The 23257-nt window shown below is 45.3% G+C and carries 23 protein-coding genes and 1 riboswitch; of the genes, 8 read left to right on the forward strand and 15 right to left on the reverse strand.

Annotated elements, in window-relative coordinates; genetic code table 11:
* The first annotated feature begins 89 nt into the window (after window positions 1-89).
* From purB to MD588_RS23085, 4 genes are all read left to right on the forward strand, one after another.
* Window positions 90-1460, forward strand: coding sequence for an adenylosuccinate lyase (gene purB, locus MD588_RS23070; protein WP_265700168.1), 1371 nt, complete (start codon window positions 90-92; stop codon window positions 1458-1460).
* Window positions 1461-1678: 218 nt separating this feature from the next.
* On the forward strand, window positions 1679-3172 hold the full coding sequence (gene norV, locus MD588_RS23075) for an anaerobic nitric oxide reductase flavorubredoxin (protein ID WP_265700169.1): 1494 nt from the start codon (window positions 1679-1681) through the stop codon (window positions 3170-3172).
* Between the two features lie 10 nt (window positions 3173-3182).
* Window positions 3183-4328 carry an NADH:flavorubredoxin reductase NorW gene (norW, locus tag MD588_RS23080; RefSeq protein WP_265700170.1) on the forward strand — a complete coding sequence of 382 codons (1146 nt, stop codon included), beginning with the start codon at window positions 3183-3185 and terminating at the stop codon, window positions 4326-4328.
* 147 nt (window positions 4329-4475) lie between these two features.
* Window positions 4476-5609 (forward strand): ribosomal protein uL16 3-hydroxylase, encoded by a 1134-nt coding sequence (locus MD588_RS23085; protein WP_265700171.1) that lies wholly within the window; start codon window positions 4476-4478, stop codon window positions 5607-5609.
* Window positions 5610-5753: 144 nt separating this feature from the next.
* Here MD588_RS23085 and oppF read toward each other — a convergent pair whose 3' ends face one another.
* From oppF to MD588_RS23115, 6 genes are all read right to left on the reverse strand, one after another.
* Window positions 5754-6743, reverse strand: a complete 990-nt coding sequence (gene oppF / locus MD588_RS23090; protein ID WP_265700172.1) for a murein tripeptide/oligopeptide ABC transporter ATP binding protein OppF — start codon at window positions 6741-6743, stop codon at window positions 5754-5756.
* Window positions 6743-7708, reverse strand: a complete 966-nt coding sequence (oppD, locus tag MD588_RS23095; protein ID WP_265700173.1) for an ABC transporter ATP-binding protein — start codon at window positions 7706-7708, stop codon at window positions 6743-6745. The genes oppF and oppD overlap by 1 nt, the downstream gene beginning before the upstream one ends.
* A gap of 76 nt (window positions 7709-7784) precedes the next feature.
* The gene (gene oppC, locus MD588_RS23100) at window positions 7785-8696 is read right to left on the reverse strand and encodes an oligopeptide ABC transporter permease OppC (protein WP_265700195.1); all 912 of its coding nucleotides are present in this window, start codon (window positions 8694-8696) and stop codon (window positions 7785-7787) included.
* Between the two features lie 15 nt (window positions 8697-8711).
* A complete protein-coding gene (gene oppB / locus MD588_RS23105; protein WP_265700174.1) occupies window positions 8712-9632 on the reverse strand; it encodes an oligopeptide ABC transporter permease OppB in 921 nt (306 codons plus the stop codon).
* 115 nt (window positions 9633-9747) lie between these two features.
* The gene (locus MD588_RS23110) at window positions 9748-11379 is read right to left on the reverse strand and encodes an ABC transporter substrate-binding protein (protein ID WP_265700176.1); all 1632 of its coding nucleotides are present in this window, start codon (window positions 11377-11379) and stop codon (window positions 9748-9750) included.
* A gap of 449 nt (window positions 11380-11828) precedes the next feature.
* Window positions 11829-12005 (reverse strand): hypothetical protein, encoded by a 177-nt coding sequence (locus MD588_RS23115; RefSeq protein ID WP_265700177.1) that lies wholly within the window; start codon window positions 12003-12005, stop codon window positions 11829-11831.
* A 738-nt stretch (window positions 12006-12743) separates the two neighbouring features.
* Between MD588_RS23115 and MD588_RS23120 the strand changes: the two genes are divergently transcribed.
* Window positions 12744-13142: a MerR family transcriptional regulator gene (locus MD588_RS23120; protein ID WP_322784271.1), complete on the forward strand. Its 399-nt coding sequence runs from the start codon at window positions 12744-12746 to the stop codon at window positions 13140-13142.
* A 231-nt stretch (window positions 13143-13373) separates the two neighbouring features.
* On the opposite strand, the gene MD588_RS23125 is transcribed toward MD588_RS23120, so the two are convergent.
* From MD588_RS23125 to moaA, 7 genes are all read right to left on the reverse strand, one after another.
* Window positions 13374-14408, reverse strand: coding sequence for a porin (locus tag MD588_RS23125; protein ID WP_265700178.1), 1035 nt, complete (start codon window positions 14406-14408; stop codon window positions 13374-13376).
* A 461-nt stretch (window positions 14409-14869) separates the two neighbouring features.
* Window positions 14870-15406, reverse strand: coding sequence for a hypothetical protein (locus tag MD588_RS23130; protein WP_265700181.1), 537 nt, complete (start codon window positions 15404-15406; stop codon window positions 14870-14872).
* Between the two features lie 503 nt (window positions 15407-15909).
* On the reverse strand, window positions 15910-16362 hold the full coding sequence (gene moaE, locus MD588_RS23135; RefSeq protein ID WP_265700182.1) for a molybdopterin synthase catalytic subunit MoaE: 453 nt from the start codon (window positions 16360-16362) through the stop codon (window positions 15910-15912).
* 3 nt (window positions 16363-16365) lie between these two features.
* Window positions 16366-16611, reverse strand: a complete 246-nt coding sequence (moaD, locus tag MD588_RS23140; protein WP_265700183.1) for a molybdopterin synthase sulfur carrier subunit — start codon at window positions 16609-16611, stop codon at window positions 16366-16368.
* Window positions 16608-17087 (reverse strand): cyclic pyranopterin monophosphate synthase MoaC, encoded by a 480-nt coding sequence (gene moaC / locus MD588_RS23145; RefSeq protein WP_265700185.1) that lies wholly within the window; start codon window positions 17085-17087, stop codon window positions 16608-16610. Before moaC ends, moaD begins: the two co-directional genes overlap by 4 nt.
* A 5-nt stretch (window positions 17088-17092) precedes the next feature.
* Entirely contained in the window at window positions 17093-17605 is a 513-nt protein-coding gene (gene moaB, locus MD588_RS23150; protein ID WP_265700186.1) for a molybdenum cofactor biosynthesis protein B, read from the reverse strand.
* Window positions 17606-17685: 80 nt separating this feature from the next.
* Window positions 17686-18675 (reverse strand): GTP 3',8-cyclase MoaA, encoded by a 990-nt coding sequence (gene moaA, locus MD588_RS23155; RefSeq protein ID WP_265700188.1) that lies wholly within the window; start codon window positions 18673-18675, stop codon window positions 17686-17688.
* Window positions 18664-18812, reverse strand: a riboswitch (molybdenum cofactor riboswitch). Its footprint overlaps the gene before it by 12 nt.
* A gap of 184 nt (window positions 18813-18996) precedes the next feature.
* Between moaA and MD588_RS23160 the strand changes: the two genes are divergently transcribed.
* From MD588_RS23160 to yvcK, 3 genes are all read left to right on the forward strand, one after another.
* Complete coding sequence (locus MD588_RS23160) at window positions 18997-19224, forward strand: hypothetical protein (protein ID WP_265700189.1); 228 nt, start codon at window positions 18997-18999, stop codon at window positions 19222-19224.
* Between the two features lie 168 nt (window positions 19225-19392).
* Window positions 19393-19968 carry an LON peptidase substrate-binding domain-containing protein gene (locus tag MD588_RS23165; RefSeq protein WP_265700190.1) on the forward strand — a complete coding sequence of 192 codons (576 nt, stop codon included), beginning with the start codon at window positions 19393-19395 and terminating at the stop codon, window positions 19966-19968.
* Window positions 19969-20173: 205 nt separating this feature from the next.
* Window positions 20174-21070 (forward strand): uridine diphosphate-N-acetylglucosamine-binding protein YvcK, encoded by an 897-nt coding sequence (gene yvcK, locus MD588_RS23170; RefSeq protein ID WP_265700192.1) that lies wholly within the window; start codon window positions 20174-20176, stop codon window positions 21068-21070.
* Here yvcK and MD588_RS23175 read toward each other — a convergent pair.
* Together MD588_RS23175 and luxO are read right to left on the reverse strand one after the other, a co-directional pair.
* Window positions 21032-21391: an Hpt domain-containing protein gene (locus tag MD588_RS23175; RefSeq protein WP_265700193.1), complete on the reverse strand. Its 360-nt coding sequence runs from the start codon at window positions 21389-21391 to the stop codon at window positions 21032-21034. The genes yvcK and MD588_RS23175 overlap by 39 nt on opposite strands.
* The gene (gene luxO, locus MD588_RS23180) at window positions 21392-22846 is read right to left on the reverse strand and encodes a quorum-sensing sigma-54 dependent transcriptional regulator LuxO (protein ID WP_265700194.1); all 1455 of its coding nucleotides are present in this window, start codon (window positions 22844-22846) and stop codon (window positions 21392-21394) included.
* Between the last annotated feature and the right edge of the window lie 411 nt (window positions 22847-23257).

A 23257-nucleotide genomic window follows, 5' to 3' on the forward strand; every position in this document is an offset into this window, starting at 1 on the left:
AATCCATCACGAGTTCCTCACCGAGCTCGTGTGAAATATCCGTTCCGTAACAAATTGATTTAATCCCTTATTAATCAGGAGAGAGCAACATGGAACTGTCAGCATTGACTGCTGTTTCCCCGGTAGACGGCCGCTACGGAAGTAAAACTAGTGCACTTCGCAGCATCTTCAGTGAATTTGGTCTGCTAAAGTACCGCACTATTGTTGAAATCCGTTGGTTACAAAAACTGGCTGCTACTGACGCTATCGTGGAAGTTCCTGCATTCAGCGACGAAGCAAACGCATTCCTAGATCGCATTGCTGCTGAATTTAGTGAAGAAGATGCGCTACGTATTAAAACTATCGAGCGTACAACTAACCACGATGTTAAAGCTGTTGAATACTTCCTGAAAGAAAAAGTAGCTGAAGTACCAGAACTGCACGCTGTGAACGAGTTTATTCACTTTGCTTGTACGTCTGAAGATATCAACAATACCTCTCACGCTCTGATGCTGCACGAAGCGCGTGAGACAGTGATCCTGCCTGAAATTCGTAACGTTATCGATGCGATTAAAGGTTTAGCAAACGAATACCGTGAAGTACCTCTACTGTCTCGTACCCACGGTCAGCCAGCTTCCCCATCAACGATGGGTAAAGAAATGGCAAACGTTGCGTACCGTATGGAGCGTCAATTCAAGCAAATCGAAAGTGTTGAAATACTTGCGAAAATCAACGGTGCCGTGGGCAACTACAACGCACACCTTTCTGCTTATCCTGATGTTGACTGGCACCAATTCAGCGAAGAATTCATCACAGAATCTCTTGGCGTGACTTGGAACCCATACACAACACAAATCGAACCACACGACTACATCGCAGAGCTGTTCGACGCAATTGCGCGCTTCAACACCATTCTTCTAGACTTCGACCGTGATGTTTGGGGCTATATTGCTCTAGGCCACTTCAAGCAAAAGACGATTGCTGGCGAGATTGGTTCTTCAACCATGCCGCACAAAGTTAACCCAATCGACTTCGAGAACTCTGAAGGTAACCTGGGCCTGGCAAATGCTATCTTTGCCCACCTAGCGCAGAAGCTGCCTGTTTCTCGCTGGCAGCGTGACCTGACTGACTCAACGGTTCTACGTAACCTGGGTGTTGGCTGTGGCTATGCGATCATTGCTTACACTTCTACCCTAAAAGGTATTAGCAAGCTAGAAGTTAACCAGGCGGCACTTGAAGCTGAACTAGACAAGAACTGGGAAGTACTGGCTGAGCCGGTACAGACAGTAATGCGTCGTTACGGTATCGAAAAACCATACGAAAAGCTAAAAGAGCTAACTCGTGGTAAGCGTGTAGACGGCGAAGGCATGCGTAACTTCATTGACGGTCTTGAGCTTCCTGAGCACGAGAAAACACGTCTGAAAGAAATGACACCTGCTAACTACATCGGTGATGCAGTGAAGCTGACTGACAAGCTTTAATCGCTTTCAATCTGTTTTCAAAGGCCAGCTTTTTGCTGGCCTTTTTTATATTCGATGTTTCCATCTTCCTCCCCCTTCTTGCAAATAACTTTATTCCCTTAAAAATCAAAAGCATATGCTAAAGATGCATTTTTAATACAACTTTAAGCTTGACCAAGCTCATACTGAGACTTAACATGCATTCAAAATACATGTTAAGCATTCTATAGGTAAGTTGTATGTCTATTCACGTTAAGAACAATATTCACTGGGTTGGTCAGCGCGACTGGGAAATTCGTGATTTTCACGGCACGGAATATAAAACCTTGAAAGGTACCAGCTACAACAGTTACCTGATCCGTGAAGGTAAAAACGTGCTAATTGACACTGTCGACCATAAGTTCAGCTACGACTTCGTACAGAAACTCGAGCAAGAAATCGACCTGAATGACATCGATCTGATTGTTATTAACCATGCAGAAGAAGATCACGCCGGTGCACTTTCTCTGTTGATGTCGAAGATCCCCAATACACCAATTTACTGTACGGAAAATGCTGTTGATTCCATTACCGGCCATCACCACCATCCAGAATGGAACTTCAACACCGTAAAAACCGGTGACAGCATTGATATCGGCAACGGCAAGTCACTGGTATTTATCGAAACGCCGATGCTGCACTGGCCTGACAGCATGATGACTTATATGACTGAAGACGCGGTACTGTTCAGTAACGACGCCTTTGGCCAGCACTATTGTGACGAACGCCTGTTCAACGACGAAGTTGAATACAACGAGCTGATGGAACAGTGCCTGCGTTACTACTCCAACATCCTGACGCCATTTAGCCCGCTGGTAACCGCTAAAATCCACGAAGTTCTGGGCTTCAATCTACCAGTAGATATGGTTGCGACCTCTCATGGTGTGATCTGGCGTGATAACCCAACTCAGATTATCGAAAAATACCTTGAGTGGGCTGATGAATATAAAGAAGACAAAATCACAATCTTCTATGACTCAATGTCGAACAACACCCGGATGATGGCGGATGGTATCGCCCAGGGGATCACAGAAACCGATCCCAATGTTTCCGTGAAGATCTTCAACGTATCGCGTCACGATAAAAATGAAATCCTGGCAAATGTTTTCTGTTCAAAAGGTATTCTGGTTGGTTCATCAACCATGAATAACGTGATGATGCCTAAAGTCGCAGGCATGCTAGAAGAAATTACCGGGCTGCGCTTCAAAGGTAAAAAAGCCGGCGCATTCGGAAGTTATGGCTGGAATGGTGGTGCGGTTGACCGTATTCATGCCCGCCTGACGGATGCTGGATTCTTTACCACTGTCGGCATGAAAACCAAATGGCGCCCAGACGGCAAGGCTTTGGAAGAATGTCGCGAACATGGGCGTAAAATTGCTCGTGAATGGGCACTTCAACCTCTTGTCGAGCCTGAAATATCGGCAGTACAAACTGAAGTGAAGAAAACAGCGGAAGTATCCATAGCTCAGCCAGCAGCACTTCGGACAAATAATACAGCACCTGCAGATCAAGCAGCTTCATCGGCTTGCAGTGAGCAAAAACAAATCTGTACCGTCTGCCAATGGGTTTACGATCCAGAGCAAGGTGAGCCGAACCAAGATGTTGCACCGGGCACTGCTTGGGTTGACGTACCTGACTATTTCCTTTGCCCAGATTGCGGCATCGGTAAAGAAGTCTTTGAACCTGTTGCCTGAGGAATCGAGGATGGATAAACACATTGTGATCATTGGAAGCGGCTTTGCCGCTTACCAATTAGTAAAGTCGCTTCGAAAGCTCAATGCTGAAACGCCAATCACTGTCATTACCGGTGATAATGGTGATGATTACTCTAAGCCAGATATCAGCCATGTCTTTAGCAAGCAACAGACGGCTAATGATCTGGTAAAACAGACGGCCAGTGAATTTGCCTCCGCGAATAACATTTTGCTCATCAACAACACCCGTGTTGATGCGATTGATACAAAGAGCAAAACGATTCACTACGGCAGCCAATCTCTTGTGTATTCTGAGTTAGTGCTAGCCACAGGCGCATCTGCATTCGTGCCTGGATTTGCAGGTAATGCAACCGATGAGATCGTCACTCTAAATAGCCTTGTCGAGTACCAGGGTCAGCAAGATAAACTTGCCCGAGCAAAGTCAGTCTTGGTATTGGGCGCTGGTTTGATCGGTACCGAGATTGCAATGGATTTAGCGAGTTCAGGTAAGCAGGTAACACTTTGCGACAAAGCGGCCAACTTAATGCCAACCTTACTACCGCCATTTATAAGTGCTAGCCTGTATCAGGCAATGGTGGAAAAAGGTATCAATATTCAACTAAATCGCACCGTCACGAGCATCAACCGCCATCATCAACAGCTAGTTATCTCTCTGGCTGATGAGCAACACATTGAATCCGATGTGGTTATTGCCGCAATGGGATTGATGCCAAATACTCAGTTAGCCCAGCAAGCCAACATTAGGGTTAATCGCGGCATTGTGGTTGATAGAATGATGCAGACATCTGCACCTAGTGTGTTTGCCTTAGGTGATTGTGCCGAACTAGATGGCAAGGTACGTGCGTTTATTCAGCCAGCAATGCTATGTGCAATGGCACTAGCAAAAACGTTGATGGGCACGCCGAACCCGGTCCATCTTCCAGCTAGTCTGATTAAAGCGAAAACACCATGGTTGCCACTGCATTTATCTGGCGATACAACCTCTGAAAATGCCACATGGGAAGTGACTAACGAACCCGATGGTTTAATCGCCAAGGCTTTCGATAAAGAGACAGCCAATCTGATTGGTTTTGTAGTCAGTCACGATCAGATGAAAGCCGCCTTCCCATTATTACGCCTGCTGCCAGCTGAATAGCTGGTTTGAGAATAGCGCTCTCAATATAGACAAGACACTGCACAAAATAGATTTTAGTTAGGGAAGCTGCTTCAGCTTCCCTTTTTTTCACCTCAATCTAAACGTTGCGCTATACTCGGCACTTAGCTCAACAATAAAAGTCTGTACATGTACCAGCTTACTTTCTCATTAGAAGAATTTCTTTCCGAATACTGGCAGAAAAAGCCCACCGTCATCAAAGGCGGTTTCCAAGACTTCATCGATCCAATCAGCCCGGATGAACTTGCCGGACTTGCCATGGAAGAAGAAGTAGACTCTCGTTATATCGCCAAGCAAGGCAATGAATGGGATGTTCGCCACGGTCCGCTGACCTTTGACAAAGTGCCAGAGGAAAACTGGTCATTCATTGTTCAGGCAGCCAACCATTGGCATGAAGGTGCCGCACAGTTAGTCTCTCCTTTCCGCCAGTTACCTAACTGGCTATTTGATGATCTGATGATCAGCTATTCCACCCCTGGTGGTGGTGTTGGACCGCATATTGATCAGTATGACGTGTTCATCATCCAGGGTTCGGGAAAACGTCGTTGGCGGGTCGGACCGAAAAAAGATGATTACGAAGAAGAATTCGGCCATCCGGCCCTGCGTCAAATCAAAGGGTTTGAAGCTATGATTGATGAAACCCTCGAGCCGGGTGATATCCTATACGTTCCACCGGGGTTTCCGCATGATGGCTATGCCATCGAAACATCGATGAGTTTTTCAGTCGGCTTCCGTTCTCCTAAAAAGCAAGAGCTTCTAAGCAGCTTTGCCGACTTTATCATCGCCAATGACGTCGGCGACGTTCATTACCATAATCCTGACTTACCGGCGCGCAGCAACAGCGGCGCAATCCTCGACGCCGAATATCAGGATCTGCAAGCCATGATGCGCAGCCTGATGGACCACCCCAATATGATGAAACAGTGGATGGGCGAACACTTAAGTCATAGCCGCCATGAACTGGACATCATTTCTGCCGAACCCCCGTGGCAAAACAGCGAAACCTACCAGTTTTTGGAAGAAGGCGAAACCATGAGGCGCCTGGGAGGCCTGCGCGCGTTTTATTATCCAGAACAACCGCATATTCTGTATATCAATGGCGAGCGCTATGAATTGCCTGAAGAATGCGGTCATACCGCGACATATCTCTGCGACGAAGAGCAAGTGACCCGTGAGCAACTGGGCAAACAGCTAGACCATCCTGCTTTCATTGCCCTGTTAACCCAACTCGTTAATTTGGGCTACTGGTATCCTGTCGAGTAATAGTGTTAACGGCGAAGGCCCGTTAATCCATTTTGAAAAGACTATCAGGGCTATCCCCCAATAAGTAGGTATAGATTGAGCTGATATTCAAACGAAAAAAAGCGCGGCTTTAACACCGCGCTTAAAGCCTGTCACAGGCTTGAATTAGTGCACATTCAGACAAGCAACCGCATGAACGTCACCACCTTCCAGCTGAGGTTTCTTCTCAGCGCAGCCAGCCGTTGCCTGAGGGCAACGCGTACGGAACACACAACCAGACGGCGGGTTCATTGGCGACGGTAGTTCACCTTCTAGCAACTCAATATGCTTGTTTCGCTCCAGGTCCGGATCCGGGATCGGTACGGCAGACATCAATGCCTTCGTATACGGGTGCTTCGGCTCAGCGAACAGCGCATCGCCTTCTCCCATCTCAACCGCATTACCCAGATACATCACCAAGACACGATCCGAGATATGTTTAACCACGGACAGGTCGTGGGCAATAAAGATAAGGCTTAAACCCATTTCTTTCTGCAGAGATTTAAGAAGGTTAACAACCTGAGCCTGAATCGAAACGTCAAGAGCCGAAACGGGTTCGTCACAGATAATCAGTTTAGGCTTCAAGATCAGAGCACGTGCAATACCAATACGCTGACACTGACCGCCGGAGAATTCATGCGGGTAACGGTTGATGACGTTCGGTAGCAGACCAACCTTGGCCATCATTGCTTTTACCTGCTGTTTGACATCATCAGCAGCGAGCTCAGGGTAGAAAGCCTTCAACGGCTCGGCAATGATCTCGCCAACCGTCATCCGCGGGTTCAATGAAGCCAGCGGATCCTGGAAAATCATCTGGATTTCTTTACGCTTTTCGCGCATGCCGACGTGATCAAGCTTTGTCAGATCCTGCCCCAGCCATACGACGTTACCATCAGTAGCTTCAACCAGACCAATTACGGCACGAGCAAACGTCGACTTACCGCAACCAGACTCGCCAACCACTCCGAGTGTTTCACCTTCATACAGGCGAATACCGACACCATCGACCGCCTTCAGCTTTGACGGTTTGCTCCACGGCCAGGCTGATTTAGCCGCAATATCGAAGTGAACTTTCAGATCTTTAATATCTAACAGTAGATTTTTTTGTGCTTCCATTACCACGTCCCCACATCAGAAAAACACGCACGTAAACGACCTTCTGCAAAGTCCTTCAAAGCAGGAGCTTCCTGCGTACAACGGCTTGACGCCCTGTGGCAACGCTCCTGATAAGGGCAGCCAACAGGTAGGCGCAGTAAGTTAGGCGGATTACCCGGAATAGTCGGTAGCTCCTCCCCTTCCGTATCAAGACGTGGGATCGCCTTGAGCAGACCTTCTGTGTAAGGGTGCGAGGGTTTATAGAAAATTTCGTTAATCTTGCCGTACTCCATGGTACGGCCGGCGTACATTACCAGTACTTTGTCACAGCTGCCGGCAACCACACCCAGATCATGGGTGATCATAATGATCGCGGTATTAAAATCGCTTTTCAGCTCATTCAACATTTCCATGATCTGCGCCTGAACTGTCACGTCCAGTGCCGTTGTTGGTTCATCGGCAATCAATAACTTAGGACGGCATAGCAATGCCATTGCAATCATGACACGCTGACGCATACCACCGGAAAACTCATGCGGATACATAGTAATACGCTTGCGAGCTTCTGGGATTTTTACCGCATCCAACATACGGACACTTTCTTCAAAGGCTTCTGCCCTGCCCATCCCCTTGTGTAGCATCAGCACTTCCATTAGCTGATCGCTCACTTTCATGTAAGGATTAAGTGAAGTCATTGGATCCTGGAAAATCATCGCGATCTGCTCGGCGCGGATCTTGTTTAGCTCACGCTCCGATAGGTTGAGAATTTCGCGACCTTCAAACTTGGCACTGCCGCTAATAATACCGTTCTTGGCCAGCAGGCCCATAATAGCAAAAACAGTCTGGCTTTTACCTGAGCCGGACTCGCCCACAATACCTAGGGTCTCACCCTGTTTCAGAGAGAAATTAAGATCATTAACCGCGGTGACAATACCGTCTTGTGTTGTAAATTCTACGCGTAGATCTTTGACATCTAATAAGCTCATAATACTTCCTTATAACTCTTCGCCCCTAGCTCACAGCATTGATTTGTTCCGCCATGAGCTAAAGTGCTACTTATTCTTATCTGTCTTTTGGATCCAGTGCGTCACGCAAACCGTCACCCACATAGTTAAAGCAGAATAAAGTTACGACCATGAATGCCGCCGGGAACATCAGCTGCCAAATAGCAACTTCCATTGTCTGAGAACCTTCCTGAAGCAAGGCCCCCCAGCTAGTCATTGGCTCCTGAACACCTAGGCCAAGGAAACTTAAGAATGATTCAGTCAGGATCATCGACGGTACCAGTAGGGTTGAGTACACAGCAACAATACCTAGAACGTTTGGTACGATATGGCGCGTAATGATCCGCCAACGGCTAACACCAGATACATGTGCCGCTTCAATAAACTCTTTGCTACGCAGTGACAAGGTCTGACCACGAACAATACGAGCCATATCCAGCCAGGAAATTGCCCCAATCGCCACGAAAATCAGCATGATATTACGACCAAAGAAGGTCACCAGAACGATCACGAAGAACATGAACGGAATAGAGTAAAGAATTTCGAGGATACGCATCATCACTCGGTCAGTACGGCCACCGACAAAGCCCGACGTTGCCCCATAGAGAGTACCAATCACCACCGCAACCAGCGCACCAAGAATACCCACCATCAGGGAAATCCGGCCACCAATCAGGGTACGGGTATACAGATCACGCCCTAAGCTATCGGTTCCGAAGAAATGACCTTCGGCACCTAAGCTTGGTGCCGCATGCAGCGCATACCAATCGGTATCATCGAAGGCATACGAGCTGAACATTGGGCCAAAGATAACAGCCAGGGTGATGAAGAACAGAATAGTCAGGCTGATCATCGCCGCTTTATTTCGCATAAAACGGATACGGGCATCTTGCCACAAACTACGACCTTCAATTTCCAGTTGCTCTGAAAACTTTTCAACGGCCTCTACATTGTCTTTTTTAGTAAGCATCATTTGTTCGGCCCCTTAGTAACGAATTTTCGGATCAATGTACGCCAGCACAATATCGACAATGGCATTGAAGATAATAGTCAGCGTACCGATAAGAATAGTGATACCAAGAACCAGCGAGTAATCACGGTTAAAGGCAGCGTTTACAAAGAGTTTTCCGATACCAGGCAAACCAAAAATGGTTTCGATAACAACCGAGCCAGTAATGATACCAACGAAAGCCGGGCCCATATAAGACACAACTGGCAGTAGTGCAGGACGCAGGGCATGCTTAATAATGATATACGGGTAGCTCAATCCTTTTGCACGCGCGGTACGAATGAAGTTACTGTTTAGCGTTTCGATCATGCTACCGCGAGTAATACGCGCAAACGTAGCAACATACAGTAGCGACATACCAAACATTGGCAGCAGCATGTATATCATTGAACCATCGTTCCAACCACCGGCCGGCAGCCAACCGAGGTTAATCGAGAAAATATAAATCAATACCGGGGCTAATATAAAGGATGGCATGACCACCCCGGCCATGGCCGTGGACATTATCGTATAGTCTATCCAACTATTTTGTTTCAATGCGGCAATGGTTCCGACGGTTACCCCCATCACCAACGCAAAGATAAAGGCAAAGAAACCAATTTTGGCTGACACTGGCAACGCCTTGGTCACCAACTCATTTACTGTGAAATCTTTGTATTTAAAAGATGGGCCGAAATCACCCTGAACGATATTGCCGAGGTAGGTTGTATATTGCTCGAAGACAGGCTTATCTAGGCCGTATTTGGCTTCGATATTGGCCATTACTTCGGGAGGAAGCGGGCGCTCACTTGAAAATGGATTACCAGGCGCGAAGCGCATCAGGAAAAACGAGATTGTGATTAATACCAACAGAGTTGGTATTGCTTCAAAAATCCGTTTTGCGATGAATTTAATCATAAACTCCACCGTTTATTTAAGTCTGTGACAGTTAGGATGATTGCCAGATGCAAAAAATGACAATCAGCACTGCCCCCACCCTGGGAGCAGCGCTTATTTATTATCTTGCTGTTTATTAGTCAGCAATGATGTACATATCTTTCGAGAACAGCTTGTCTTCAGCGTTGTTTGAAGGATAACCACCAACTTTGGTGCTAACCAAACGCGCTTTTACATACTGATAGATAGGAGCAATCGGCATATCTTTGGCAAGTTGCTTTTCAGCTTGGATATAAAGCTGCTCACGCTCAGACTCTGAGGTTGAGTTAAGTGCTTTTTCCATGATCGCATCATAAGCTTTGCTGTGATACTTAGGATCGTTCGAGCTGTTATTGCTCTGCATTAGAGATAGGAAGCTAGACGCTTCGTTGTAGTCACCACACCAGCCGGCACGAGTCACGTCGAAGTTACCTTGACGGCGGTTATCTAGATAAGTCTTCCACTCTTGGTTTTCAAGGTTTGCTGTAACACCCAAGTTCTTTTTCCACATAGAAGCAATTGCCACGGCAATTTTCTTGTGGTTTTCAGACGTGTTATACAGCAACGTGAACTCTAGAGGCTTACCTTTGCCAAAACCTGCTTCTTCAAGCAGCTCTTTCGCTTTCGCATTACGCTCTTTCTGAGTCAGCTTACCGTACTCAGGAGTTACCGGGTTAAAGTTAGCGGTAATTTCCGGGGTTAGGAAGTAGCCAGATTTTTGGCCTTGGCCCAACAGCGCCTTGGTCACGATATCACGGTCAATCGCATAAGACAGTGCTTTACGAACACGAACATCGTCAAATGGCGCTTTCGCGTTGTTGAAACCGTAGTAGTACGAACATAGATTGCCTGAAATGGAAACGACGTCCGAATGATCCTTCTTCAAACGACGGAAGTGCTCGTTTGGTAGTTCATTCGTGATATCAATTTCACCGGCCAGGAAGCGGTTCATTTCAGCAACTTGGTTTTCAATCGGCAGGAAAGTTACCTGGTCGATAACCGTCTTGTCGTTGTCCCAGTACTGAGGGTTACGCTTGAGAACGATACGTTCGTTCACAACCCACTTGTCCAGGGCGAAAGCACCGTTACCTACAAAGTTTTCTGGCTTAGTCCAGTCGTCACCGTACTTCTCAACCACTTTCTGGTTAACAGGCTTCACTGTTGTGTGACCCATCATTTTTACAAAGTATGGTACAGCAGCTTCAAGCTCAATCTTCAGAGTGTTATCGTCGATTGCCGTCACACCAAGCGTTTCTTTATCCGCTTTGCCCGCAATGATCTCATCAGCATTCTTCATGGTCGTCATTTCTAGATACCATGAGTAAGGAGAAGCTGTTGCCGGATCGACTGCACGCTTAAAGCTGTAAACAAAGTCGTGCGCGGTCACAGGATCACCGTTTGACCATTTTGCATCTTTGCGAAGGTGGAAAGTGAACGTGCGGTTATCTGTGGTTTCCCAGCTTTCTGCAACACCAGGGACAGTGTTACCGTTTTCGTCTTGGTTAACCAGGCCTTCCAGCAAGTCACGAATAACATGAGACTCTGGGACACCTTCGGTTTTGTGTGGATCCAGTGAAGCGACTTCTGTGCCGTTACCACGAACCAGTTCTTGTTTCGCGGCCAGCTTTACACCAGCTGGTACTTCTGCAGCAAGAGTTGAAAAAGAGGTGGCTGCTACGGTCATACCCGCGCCAAGTAAAAGCGCTTGAGTAATTTTGTTCTTATACATGCATTAACTCCAATACATTTAGCAATACGTCCATGACGGTCTTCAGCCGGCGCATAAAATGTCAGCAATATCTGCATCGTTAATCCTAAACAATGCAAAGCAAACCGAAGAATTGGTCAAAAGATTATCAGGCATTGAAGCAATTTGCCACAAATCCATTACAAAAAGTAATATTATTCTTAATATAAACCCCTAAGCCAACACAAATGACCAGCTCAAAGTTTAGCTGCAGCTCATTCTGTCACAAAAACTACGTATTAGAGGAAAATCCGCCAGAAACGCCAAAAAAAATCAAAATTTGCATAAATAATTGTAGTTTTGAATAATTAATCAGCACAAAACCCTCAAACGAGCAACAAAAATCACATTAGTCAATAACAATCACTTAAAAACATGACCTTCAGGCATAAAAAAAGCGCCTTTTTTAAGGCGCTTTCGAAAACGGGATTTTACTTATTCTCACTGTCTATATTGAGATTAGGTGGATTCTCACTCGTTGATTGGTGCTTTTTTTCTACTAATGTTTGATCACTGTCTCTACTAGGTGATTGACCACTTGAATCATCGTATATTATTTCACCTAAAATCTGCTTCATTCGTCTGTTTGATACACGCTTGTGTTTCATGGAACCCTCCGCTGTTAACCTCAGCAACAGAAATTTCAACCAGATACTTCACTCGACACGCCACGTCCAGTAGCTATTTTCGAAATCACCAATTGAATAATTATCCCGACATCAAATATATCTCAAAGCAAATTGCTTAGGCCGGGTTTTAAATATGGCACAAAAGCTATAAACACGCCTGTAGCACACCTCTTAATAACGAAAGTGAATAAAAAAAACACTGATAGATTAACTTTTCACAAAGGCATTTTTTAACAATTTTCAAGTACCTATAACAGGTCAATAACGCTAGTATCTTCTTTATCGAAGCGGTTATTTTTTTTGACACAGCGAATTTCCGCTTTGATGTTCCGTTCCCGTTCCGTTACATCTTGAGAGTTGAAATATGAGACCAGCTGGTTGTTTCTCACGTCCAAGTCCTTCCCGTGTTCGCCATGGTTATGTGCCACCAGCACATAAAGCTAAAAGGTGAACCTAACGGTGTAAAATAAGCTGCTCCGGCATCTTCAAATCACCGTCTTAGCCCCTTCTCAAGGGGCTAATTTTTTGCCATTACATATCACTTTCACCTCAGGCTTCTTCGCTACTACTTGTCAATAACACGCCCCTATGGAATCATCATGACTCATTAGATTGGAGCCTGTTTATCTTTCATTGCCTCCAGCTGGAAAGGCGATGTAAAGATAAACTGGCCCTAGGGTCACGGATATGATCGCAAAGAAAACGGAATTATTCCCAATGAATAAGTATAGAAATGATATTGACGAGACTTACACCATCTCGCAGTTGGCAAAAGAGTTCTCGGTTACCCTTAGGAGCATTCGCTTCTATGAAGATCAGGGATTATTAAGCCCCAGAAGAGAGGGGAACAGCCGGATTTTTTCACGTCAGGATCGCGCCCGTTTAAAGCTCATTTTACGCGGTAAACGTCTTGGTTTTAGCCTCGCTAATATTCACGAGTTATTTCATCTCTACGATTCGGACAAACGTAACAAGAAGCAACTGCAAGAGATGCTAAACGCAATAAAACATCGACAGAAACTATTGCTCCAGCAGCAGGCCGATATCCAATCCGTTATGATGGAACTCAATGCCGCCGAACGTAACTGCTACCAACATTTAGCCAAGCTCAGCTAACCGCGCCTATAAACTTAACTACTTAAGATTATATTCACATAAGGTTGTTCTAATGAAACATCAACCTCCCCCCAAACTCCCTACTCTATTCACTGATTTAATTCTCCCTCCTTATATAGGTACCTATTTACTACAAAAGAAATGGTCAAATACAAGACACCTTTACACAAATAAAAAAGCCCGGCTCTATAGAGCCGGGCAAAAGAAATAAGACAATGAATGTTCTAGGGCTTACCAATAAACGCGAGCACCTACTGCAAATGAACTCTCGCCATCCGCTGATGCTACACCCACGAAGCTATCGCTACCTTTGTTGGTGTAACCTAGCGTATCACCATCAGCGTAGCCGTATTCTACATAGATACGTGACCAGCTGTTGAAGTGGTAATCAGTACCAACATAGATTAGTGTGCCGTCACCATCGGCATCCAGCACTTTTGAGTCCTGCTCAGTGTATTCATAACCAGCATAAGCTGTCGCATTATCGGCCCAGCTATAAGTACCTGCCAGGCTGTACGCGTTCTCATCGATAGTCGCGCCTGTTGCTTTATTTTCTAGTTCTGCATTGTAGTAAGTAAAGCCAATCAGAGCAGGACCAAAGGTATATTCAACCGTACCTTCGAAATATGTGTTTTCGATATCAGCGTTAGTGCCCTCTTCAACAGTGAAATCTTTATCACGGTTTACACCACCACCAACATGGAAATTGAAGCCCGCAGCACTTGAAGACAAGTACAACTCAGCTAGCTCTTGGTTTGAATCATCTTCGTCTAGACCATAGTTACCAGCAAGCAGGAACTGTTCGCCTTCATAAGTGTACTTGATCAAAGAATCATGGCGAGCACCTGAAAGTGTTGAGTAACGAAGAGCGGTGCCACCGAAGAAATAAGAATAATCAGCACCGTAGATGTCATCCGCAACTACCCACTGGCGACCGAAAGAAAACTTACCAAAATTTGTACTCACACCAGCGAAGTGCAGGCGGTTTTTCATTGTGTAATCCGAACCGTCTGCGGCATAATTCAGGCCGAACTCGACTTTACCGAACACATCCACTGTATCGGTAATAGCATACTCGGCCTGTACGCCAGTACGAGAAGAGCCCGCGTTCAAAGTCACATCTTTATCTTCTAGTTTTTTCACTTCCGTACGAAGCTGGCCATAGAAGTCGACCATAGCTTCATCGGTTTTTAGAAGTTCAACAGCGCTGACAGCGTTGCTAAAAATAACGGCGGGAATTGCTACTGCTAATAGTGTTTTTTTCATTTTACTTACCTGTAATAATTTTTTTGTTTATTGCGACTCATCCCGAGTCGAAATGAAACATATCAGCAACAAAAAAACACCGCAACACGATAAATCACCACAAAAAAATACAAATGCAATATTTTGCACCTGACAACCCCCAAAGGAAAAATGAATAAAAATCCATATTCAATCCAAAAGCGGCACATTAATGCAATTGCATTCACCAATAACGCATTTTAAACGACACTTAATGTCAATATCATCAATAACCAAATGGAATACAAAATAACAAAAAAGTTAAAAAAAATATAAAAAAAACACAAAACCTCTGCTACAAGGTGCACTAAAAACCTAAAAACAGATTAATATTTGAGCAACTCTACCATGCGAAAAATATCTTATTTTTCGGGTTGTTGATAAAAAAATAAAGGCGACCTGTAAGAGGTCGCCTATTTATTAGGTGCGAGAATATAGGGTTATTAATGAAGGGCGATATGAACTAACCATATATCATGCTTTTCTTGAATGTATGCTCTTTGTTCAATAAGACTTTTTAAATATCCGAGACGATGGTGACCTTCCAATAAATTATAGGGGGCACGTAATACTCGGCCATTTGTTGCATACAGGTCTCTTTCATAATGCAGTACAATCGGAGGTATTGGCCACGAGCCATTCTCCTGCATATTCTGCACCAACCAACTACGCTGAAAAATTGGGTTATTCATCCGCTTAGCGAACTTACTCACCACATCATCATGTGGCGTTTTAATCTTTGAGACGATATCTTCAGTATCCCAACTTTCTCGAGTAAATGACATACGCTGAAAGTCTAACCATCCCCAATTACAAAGCACCCCTTTCCAATGGCGATAAACCCACTGTTCCAGCACCTCGTCAGGAAAATTTGGCAACAGGATCTGTGCCCTGTCACGCCATTGCTCCCAGGGTTCACAGTGTCTAGCACCAAAGCCTTCTGGTGCAATTTCGTAGAGTAATCGATCGCTCCTGATCATAGTCACACTCCCTTCATTACCGAGCACCACAAACACCATAACCATTCATTTTTAGTGGTTATTTATTTCTATATTTTGAACATAGCACAGCAATGTTTGAAAAAAAACCGGAATATTAGGGAAAGATTATGCGCGAACTTATTAGGTATGTATGAATGGTAATTTGCGCACCTTACTACATGGCATAAGGAAAGGTTAATACAGTGTATTCAATAGTGGAGGGATTACTAAATATGCAGAACGGGGATAGTGAAGATAATGATGGAATATGCAAAGAATCAAATCAGATCCTAGTTCCGGGATGTTAGAAAAAATATATACCCCAGCTAGGTCAAAATGCAGAGTGATATCAGCATGTCCAGTTCAAGGAAACCGACGGCAGGAATAGGCTTTCAGAATCACTCCCTCAGGGCGAATCGAAACAATCATCTTGGGACAGTTAAAGAATAGAGCAGATACTTACTTCTGCTCTATTCTAGCTACCAGAGTCGAGATACAGTCGCTTATTGTTCTTTATGCCAGCGATCAGCCGCTGAAGTGTCGGTTTCACGGGCATCAACCCAACGGGACTCGTCAGGAGTCTGCTCCTTTTTCCAGAATGGAGCACGGGTTTTTAGATAGTCCATGATGAACTCGCACGCCTGAAATGCTGCACCACGATGAGCACTAGACACACCCACAAAAACGATTTGATCACCCAATTCCAGATCACCGACACGATGAATGACTCGAGTTTTCAGCAATGGCCAGCGTTCGCATGCTTGCTCAACAATTTCTGCCAGTGCCTTTTCTGTCATTCCAGGGTAGTGCTCAAGAGATAAACCGGTAACGGCATCGCCTTGGTTAAAATCGCGCACTTTACCAATAAAGGTAACAACAGCGCCTGCATCAGTACCTTCCGCCAGCTTAGCGTACTCATCGGCAACAGAGAAATCTTCAAACTGTACTGAAATCATCAATTAGCCTCCGGTTACAGGCGGGAAGAACGCAATTTCATCCCCGTCTTTAATTTCGCTGTCTAATGAGCAGATTGTCTGATTCACCGCGACCAGCAACTTACCCGACTCTAATGCCAGCTGCCATTTATCACCGCGCTCAGCTAAATGAGCTCGCAGTGCATCTGCTGTTGCAAATTCAGCCTTTACTTCCAGGCGGTCAATACCTACCAGCTCTTTTACCTGTGCAAAGAAAAGTACGTTAATCATGCTTCCACCTTAAAATGACCAGACTTGCCGCCTGTTTTTTCTAGCAAGCGAACCTGACCGATAACCATATCTTTCTGAACCGCTTTACACATATCGTAAATCGTCAGAGCGGCTACCGATGCTGCGGTTAACGCTTCCATTTCAACACCTGTTTTGCCCGCCAGCTTACAGCATGACTCAATTCGGACCATATTTTCAGCTTCAATAGCTTCCAGCTGTACCTCTACCTTAGACAGCAATAGCGGATGACAAAGCGGGATCAGATCCCAAGTTTTCTTCGCTGCCTGAATACCGGCAATACGCGCCGTAGCAAATACATCACCTTTATGGTGTTTACCTGACACAATAAGTGCCAATGTTTCTGGCGCCATGTGGACAAATGCTTCAGCGCGTGCTTCTCTGACGGTTTCAGCTTTGGCAGAAACATCAACCATGTTAGCTTCACCTGAAGCATTAATATGTGTGAATTGAGTCATTTTGTTTATTTCCCTAGGTGAGGCATAAAGTTACACGGACGATGGCTGGCATCCAGCTGTTCTTTAATTATCTTCGTCCATCCGGTACGGCAGGCTCCCGTCGAGCCAGGCATGGCAAAAATAACGGTCTTATTCGCCATTCCCGCAACAGCCCGAGATTGAATCGTTGAGGTTCCAATCTCCTGATAAGATACCATTCGGAAGATCTCACCAAAACCCTCAACCTGCTTGTCAAATAATGGCAACAATGCCTCTGGCGTATTGTCACGAGAAGTAAAGCCGGTGCCACCAGTGATCAGTACGGCCTGTACCTTATCATCAGCAATCCACTGCGATACGATCGCACGAATTTGGTAGACATCATCAATAACGATTTTTTTGTCGGCCAGAATATGGCCAGCATCTTGTAGCGACTCGGCGAGGTAGTGGCCCGAGGTATCATTCTCGTCGGTACGCGTATCCGACACGGTTAAAACAGCGACACGAGCTGATTCAAACGCAGCATTTGCATGACCCATAACAGTATTTCCCAACTGAAAAGATATGAATATAGAAATTAGGCAAATGGCTAGCTCCAAAAGCTAGCCTGATATCAATCTTATCCGCCAATTGACGCAAGGTGCGGTGTCTGACCGGTCTTCCCTTCATCAAGGAAATGGCCAACAGCTTTTTGATCAAGTCCACTCCGGATGCGATCGATTAAAGCCGGTCGCTGATCATCTGCTTGCAGTAAGTCTCGCAAGTCAACTCCCTGCTCACCGAACAAGCATAGGTGCAACTTACCTTTCGCCGAAATGCGTAGACGGTTACAGCTTTGGCAGAAGTCCTTCTCATAAGGCATGATCAGGCCAATTTCTCCCAGGAAGTCAGGGTGACAGAATACCTGGGCAGGGCCATCGTTATGGCTCTTCACTTTGAGCAACCAACCATTGGCAATTAAATGATTGCGGATGCTGACTCCGGAAACATGATGATGATTAAATAAATCATTCATTTCACCGGTTTGCATCAGTTCAATAAATCGCAACTGGATCGGGCGGGTCTTTATCCAATCAAGAAATTTGGGTAATTCTTGTGAATTAAGATCTTTAAGGAGAACGGTATTGATTTTCACCTGCTCAAAACCGGCATCAAACGCCGCATCTATCCCCGACATCACCTGGTGGAACATATTCTCACCGGTGATCTGGTAGAACATTTTCGGGTCGAGGCTATCCACACTCACGTTGATATGAGTTAGCCCCGCATCACGCCATTCTTGAATATGTTTCGCCATACGGTAGCCATTGGTTGTTGTTGCTACCTTGGTAATACCCGGCTGTTCGGCCACGGTTCGAATAATGTCGGTAAAATCACGACGCAAGCTTGGCTCTCCGCCTGTAATACGAACTTTCGTCGTACCACATTCGGCAAATGCGCCAGTTACTCGCTGGATTTCTTCAAGCGTCAGAAAAGAAGGCTTCTTTTTCTCAGCCGGTTGATAGCCATCAGGCAGGCAGTATGTACATTTGAAATTACAAACGTCAGTGACTGATAGTCGCAAGTAATAAAACTTGCGATGAAAATTATCTTCGAATTGTTTCGCCACGGAACACCTTTCCAAACACGGGAGGCCGATGCATTTCTTTATCGACCCTGGTGACAATCTGTCACGGCTTTATTCCCCTATTGTCATCCCGGGACGGGCTGCAACTTAGTGAATAAAGCTCGGAGTTATGGCTATTATGCCTGAGTTTTTTATATAAAAACCCAACACACAACGGCTTAATAGTAATAAAAGTATCAGAAAAATTGTCTGAGTGACAAATCTTCTAAAAAAAACGTGCTGCATTCTACCTTTCACGGGAATTCACGACAATACTACTAAAGGGATTATAGGTAAAAAATTCTCATAGAAAGTGAGGGTATTATGTCCAACATTATCGAATCCGCGACTGTTGATGATATTGCACTCTATCTGCAGCGTGAAGAGGGACTAGACGCGAAACGGGCACACGAACAGGCACTACGAGTTGTCGATGGCTTCAATGACATGCTGGCCAAAGGGATCATAAAAGGTTGGTACTTTAATGAGCAAAGTCATTTAGAGCTGCTTCCAAGTGACAGTGCTTTAAAAATTATTGCAAATCAAAAGTAATTCGCAAATTGCGTCGTGCAATTTACAGTTTGGCTTTGCATTATGCAAACACGCGCTTATCTATCACTACTTCAGAGCAAAAAAGTCACAGAATAGCGGTATGAAATTCCGGCACCACATTTGCAGTGTCTATATTACCAGACATAAAAACGACAGTCGGAGCCAACTATGACCCAGTCCATACCGCTACTTTTTCAACAGCGCCATGTTCTGCCGGGCGGGCGCATGCCAATCCGAATTGCACCAGGCCAGCAAATGGAAGCCTTTAAAGCTGCATTAAAATCCTGCGATGGATTTGGTGTCTGTATGTTTGATGAAGCCGAACATGGCCATCATTTTTTCCATATCGGCACACGAGTTACTGTCGAAGACTTTGACATATCAGCCTATGATGGCTCTCTTATTGCGACGGTCTACGGCCATGAAAACTTCCGCATCAACGCCCTCGAGCAAAGTGATGACGGTATTTTTTGTGGTGAGTATGAAGCAATTCCGCGTTGGCCTGAAATCAAAATTCGTAACGATCAGCGCATCCTGGCTGAAAAACTTCAACAGATGTTCAATAAGCACCCAGAACTCAACAAGCTTCATCATGAAAAAGAGTTCAACAACTTAAGCTGGCTATGTCAGCGCTGGCTAGAGATACTGCCAGTTCCTGCTTGTGAGAAGCAAGCATTGCTGAATGCACCAAACTGTTTAGATACTTACGATTACCTGATGAGTATCATGCAAAAAACCCATTAAGTCTCTTCCAGGCTCCATACACACACTCTGTCGTTTTGATGTGTTGTTACGCCTCCGAAGCTCTGAGCCGGAGGCGTTTTTTTATTCAGTCACAATATAGGAAACGTGATTGATATAGCATCCCATTGTGGAATATTTGTAATCGATTTGAGGATGTGTTTACACTAACAATTCCACTTAGATCACACTTCTTGCAGCTACGGCTATGACAACTACTACTATTGCTGATGCTAAAATCGTCGCTATCGGCGGCGGACATGGTTTGGGCCGAATTCTTTCGGCACTATCTGATTATGGTTCTCAAGTTACCGGTATTGTAACAACCACAGATAATGGCGGCTCAACCGGTCGTATTCGGGCGTGCCAAGGTGGTATAGCTTGGGGAGATACCCGTAATTGCATTAACCAATTAATCACTGAACCTTCTATCGGCTCCATGATTTTTGAATATCGTTTCAGAGGAAACGGTGAGCTTGATGGCCATAACCTTGGCAACTTAATGCTCAAGGCGCTTGATAACTTATCGATCCGCCCTTTAGAAGCCATTAATCTTATCCGGGATATGCTAAAGGTCGACACACATATTGTACCGATGTCCGAGCATCCTGCCGATCTATCGGCTATGACGCCAGAAGGGGATATCATTTGTGGTGAAACCAACGTCGACGAGTTAACAGATGTACCACAACGCCTCTATGTTGAACCTGCAGTTCCTGCAACTAAAGAGGCTGTAGCTGCCATCGGCAAGGCTGATTTGATCCTACTTGGGCCTGGCAGTTTCTTAACCAGTATTATGCCGCCACTATTGCTAAAAGAAATGGAACTGGCTTTGAAGAACAGCACTGCCAAAATTGTCTTTGTCACTAACCTAGACAAAGAGAAGGGACCGGCTGGAATGATGTCTCTTGAGACGATGCTACATTGGTGTGAAAGGGCGATGGGCGGACGCCAAGTTGACGGCGTCCTGTCAGATCAGTATCGTTCAGAATTGCCTCCTCGCTACCAGCAGGCAATCGAAGAGTTAGCGTCGAGTAACCATGAGTGGCGCCACGACCGTGAAAAGCTAAAACATGCGATTGATAAGCTCATTGTTGCTTGCTAACTGCTTATACTCTACCGCCATACCCTGTACCATCTGCCTGAACTCTGGCAGGTGGTCGTTCATCCACTGGTCTTGCCCTTGTTTCATTCGCGACTCACACTCCTGAGCCATTTCAGCCAACTCGTCGGCACCAAAGCTTGCTGCACTACTTTTTATCGCATGGCTGATTTCTCTAACCTGACTCACCGAAGGCTGATCAGATAACTGACATAAGTACTGCTCTAGTTCGTCACTGAATACATTAAGTAACAATGTTACCGTCTCTTCACCAACTTCTTCAGCTAAACGTTTGATTGTTTCTGCATTAATACTCGTTGTCATTTATTCAATCTCCCTGGTACTACCTGCCGCTTCCTGCCAGGCCTGTAATTTTCTGTATATCGTCGATGGACTGACTTCCAATAAGCCAGCAGCTCGCGGAATATTTCCGTCACATGCATCAATTGCCGCCTGAATTGCTCTTTTTTCGACAATCCACAGGGGCTCAATACGTGCTTTATCGGCTGAATGACTATGAGAATTTCCACTTTGAGCATCCGCAGCTTTTTGCGGTTGTGCTGATAATCTAGCAGGGGATGCAATTTCGGCGCCAGCTCCACCATTTATTGGTGGTGGTACCATTTGCATGGTGACTTCTTCACCAGTGTTAAGCACTACGATATTACGGATCACATTCTGTAGTTCGCGTACATTTCCTTGCCAGTTATACCGCTGGAAAAGATCAATAACTTCAGGCGAAAAACGACTGAAGTTCTTGCCCTCCTCAACCGACATCAGAGCCAATAAGGCATGGGCAATTTCAATAACATCCTCTCCGCGGTCACGCAATGGCGGTAAGGTAACCGGAATAACATGCAAACGATAATAGAGATCTTCCCGGAAACGTCCTTCCTGGACTTCGAGCCACGGGTTACGGTTTGTCGCACAAACGAAACGCACATCCACTGTATTGGTTTTTGATGACCCTACCTTCTGATAAGTCCCTGTCTGGATAAAACGCAGTAATTTGCTTTGCAAATCCAGATCCATTTCACAAAGCTCATCAAGAAACAGCGTCCCTTTATTTGCCAGTTCAACAGCCCCCTGCCGTTCGGTCGAGGCACCGGTAAATGCCCCCTTAACATGGCCAAAGAGTTCACTCTCAATTAATTCTTTCGGGATTGCTGCACAGTTAAGGGCAACAAAAGGCTTATCATTTCTAGGGCTGGCGGCATGCACCGCTTCCGCACAGACTTCTTTACCGGTTCCGCTTTCGCCGGTAATAAACACCGTGGCCTTGCTTGATGCCGCAGACTCAATGACCCGATACACCGCCTGCATTGGCAAACTATTACCAATAAAACCTTGATACTGTGCACCACCCTGCTTGGACTTTTGGCGCTCTTTCGGTGCTTTGCTCTCTTCCTTCAGGGCATTATTAACTGTGATCCGTAACCGGTCAGCTTCACATGGTTTAATCAAAAAGTCCTGGGCACCATAGCGCATCGCCTCTACGGCAACATCGATAGAGCCATGTGCCGTCATAATAACCACAGGAATATTGCCGTGCTCACGGCGAACAGATTCCAGTACTTCCATCCCAGTCATATCTGGCAAGCGCAGATCGAGCAGAATTAAATCCGGCGTAACATCTTTGACAAAGCTGAGAGCTTCAGCCCCTGTACTAACAATATTAACGTTTAAACCTAAAGGGTTTAGGTACGATTTGTACAAGGCCGCAACCGAGGCGGTATCTTCTACCATTAATATTTGTCGTAGTTTTGACCCGCTTTCCATTGCACCTCCTAAACCTTTCTTCCTAAACTAATTGTAATCAATAGAAAAAAAACTGTTATCACTAATTTCATATTTATTTCCTCCTATTATGATTCGCATAATGATTTGCAAAATGCAAATCATAGAAAAAGACATAGAAAAAAATAGGACAAATTACTCGCTAAACGCTGGTAAAAAAGTACAAATCGCTATGACAAAAAAGTTGGCACGATGTCTGCATTACATAATTTGACTCTTCCTTGAGAGTCAACCTAGCCAACTGACGTTGTTTGTGGAATTATTTCACTAAAACAATGACGCCAACCGAATCTGTTCTCGGTTGGCTTTTTTTTTGTCTGTAGAAAGGTTGGAGCTAGGTCCTGTGGTCCTGTGGTCCTGTGGTCCTGTGGTCCTGTGGTCCTGTGGTCCTGT

Origin of the sequence: Photobacterium obscurum, assembly GCF_026191635.1 — a bacterium.
Taxonomy (GTDB): Bacteria; Pseudomonadota; Gammaproteobacteria; order Enterobacterales; family Vibrionaceae; genus Photobacterium; species Photobacterium obscurum.

What these genes read in the sequence shown, in the direction of transcription:
- purB (WP_265700168.1), top strand. Translation starts at nt 90, where the DNA reads ATGGAACTGTCAGCATTGACTGCTGTTTCCCCGGTAGACGGCCGCTAC.
- norV (WP_265700169.1), top strand. Translation starts at nt 1,679, where the DNA reads ATGTCTATTCACGTTAAGAACAATATTCACTGGGTTGGTCAGCGCGAC.
- norW (WP_265700170.1), top strand. Translation starts at nt 3,183, where the DNA reads ATGGATAAACACATTGTGATCATTGGAAGCGGCTTTGCCGCTTACCAA.
- MD588_RS23085 (WP_265700171.1), top strand. Translation starts at nt 4,476, where the DNA reads ATGTACCAGCTTACTTTCTCATTAGAAGAATTTCTTTCCGAATACTGG.
- oppF (WP_265700172.1), bottom strand. Translation starts at nt 6,743, where the DNA reads ATGGAAGCACAAAAAAATCTACTGTTAGATATTAAAGATCTGAAAGTT.
- oppD (WP_265700173.1), bottom strand. Translation starts at nt 7,708, where the DNA reads ATGAGCTTATTAGATGTCAAAGATCTACGCGTAGAATTTACAACACAA.
- oppC (WP_265700195.1), bottom strand. Translation starts at nt 8,696, where the DNA reads ATGCTTACTAAAAAAGACAATGTAGAGGCCGTTGAAAAGTTTTCAGAG.
- oppB (WP_265700174.1), bottom strand. Translation starts at nt 9,632, where the DNA reads ATGATTAAATTCATCGCAAAACGGATTTTTGAAGCAATACCAACTCTG.
- MD588_RS23110 (WP_265700176.1), bottom strand. Translation starts at nt 11,379, where the DNA reads ATGTATAAGAACAAAATTACTCAAGCGCTTTTACTTGGCGCGGGTATG.
- MD588_RS23115 (WP_265700177.1), bottom strand. Translation starts at nt 12,005, where the DNA reads ATGAAACACAAGCGTGTATCAAACAGACGAATGAAGCAGATTTTAGGT.
- MD588_RS23120 (WP_322784271.1), top strand. Translation starts at nt 12,744, where the DNA reads ATGAATAAGTATAGAAATGATATTGACGAGACTTACACCATCTCGCAG.
- MD588_RS23125 (WP_265700178.1), bottom strand. Translation starts at nt 14,408, where the DNA reads ATGAAAAAAACACTATTAGCAGTAGCAATTCCCGCCGTTATTTTTAGC.
- MD588_RS23130 (WP_265700181.1), bottom strand. Translation starts at nt 15,406, where the DNA reads ATGATCAGGAGCGATCGATTACTCTACGAAATTGCACCAGAAGGCTTT.
- moaE (WP_265700182.1), bottom strand. Translation starts at nt 16,362, where the DNA reads ATGATTTCAGTACAGTTTGAAGATTTCTCTGTTGCCGATGAGTACGCT.
- moaD (WP_265700183.1), bottom strand. Translation starts at nt 16,611, where the DNA reads ATGATTAACGTACTTTTCTTTGCACAGGTAAAAGAGCTGGTAGGTATT.
- moaC (WP_265700185.1), bottom strand. Translation starts at nt 17,087, where the DNA reads ATGACTCAATTCACACATATTAATGCTTCAGGTGAAGCTAACATGGTT.
- moaB (WP_265700186.1), bottom strand. Translation starts at nt 17,605, where the DNA reads ATGGGTCATGCAAATGCTGCGTTTGAATCAGCTCGTGTCGCTGTTTTA.
- MD588_RS23160 (WP_265700189.1), top strand. Translation starts at nt 18,997, where the DNA reads ATGTCCAACATTATCGAATCCGCGACTGTTGATGATATTGCACTCTAT.
- MD588_RS23165 (WP_265700190.1), top strand. Translation starts at nt 19,393, where the DNA reads ATGACCCAGTCCATACCGCTACTTTTTCAACAGCGCCATGTTCTGCCG.
- yvcK (WP_265700192.1), top strand. Translation starts at nt 20,174, where the DNA reads ATGACAACTACTACTATTGCTGATGCTAAAATCGTCGCTATCGGCGGC.
- MD588_RS23175 (WP_265700193.1), bottom strand. Translation starts at nt 21,391, where the DNA reads ATGACAACGAGTATTAATGCAGAAACAATCAAACGTTTAGCTGAAGAA.
- luxO (WP_265700194.1), bottom strand. Translation starts at nt 22,846, where the DNA reads ATGGAAAGCGGGTCAAAACTACGACAAATATTAATGGTAGAAGATACC.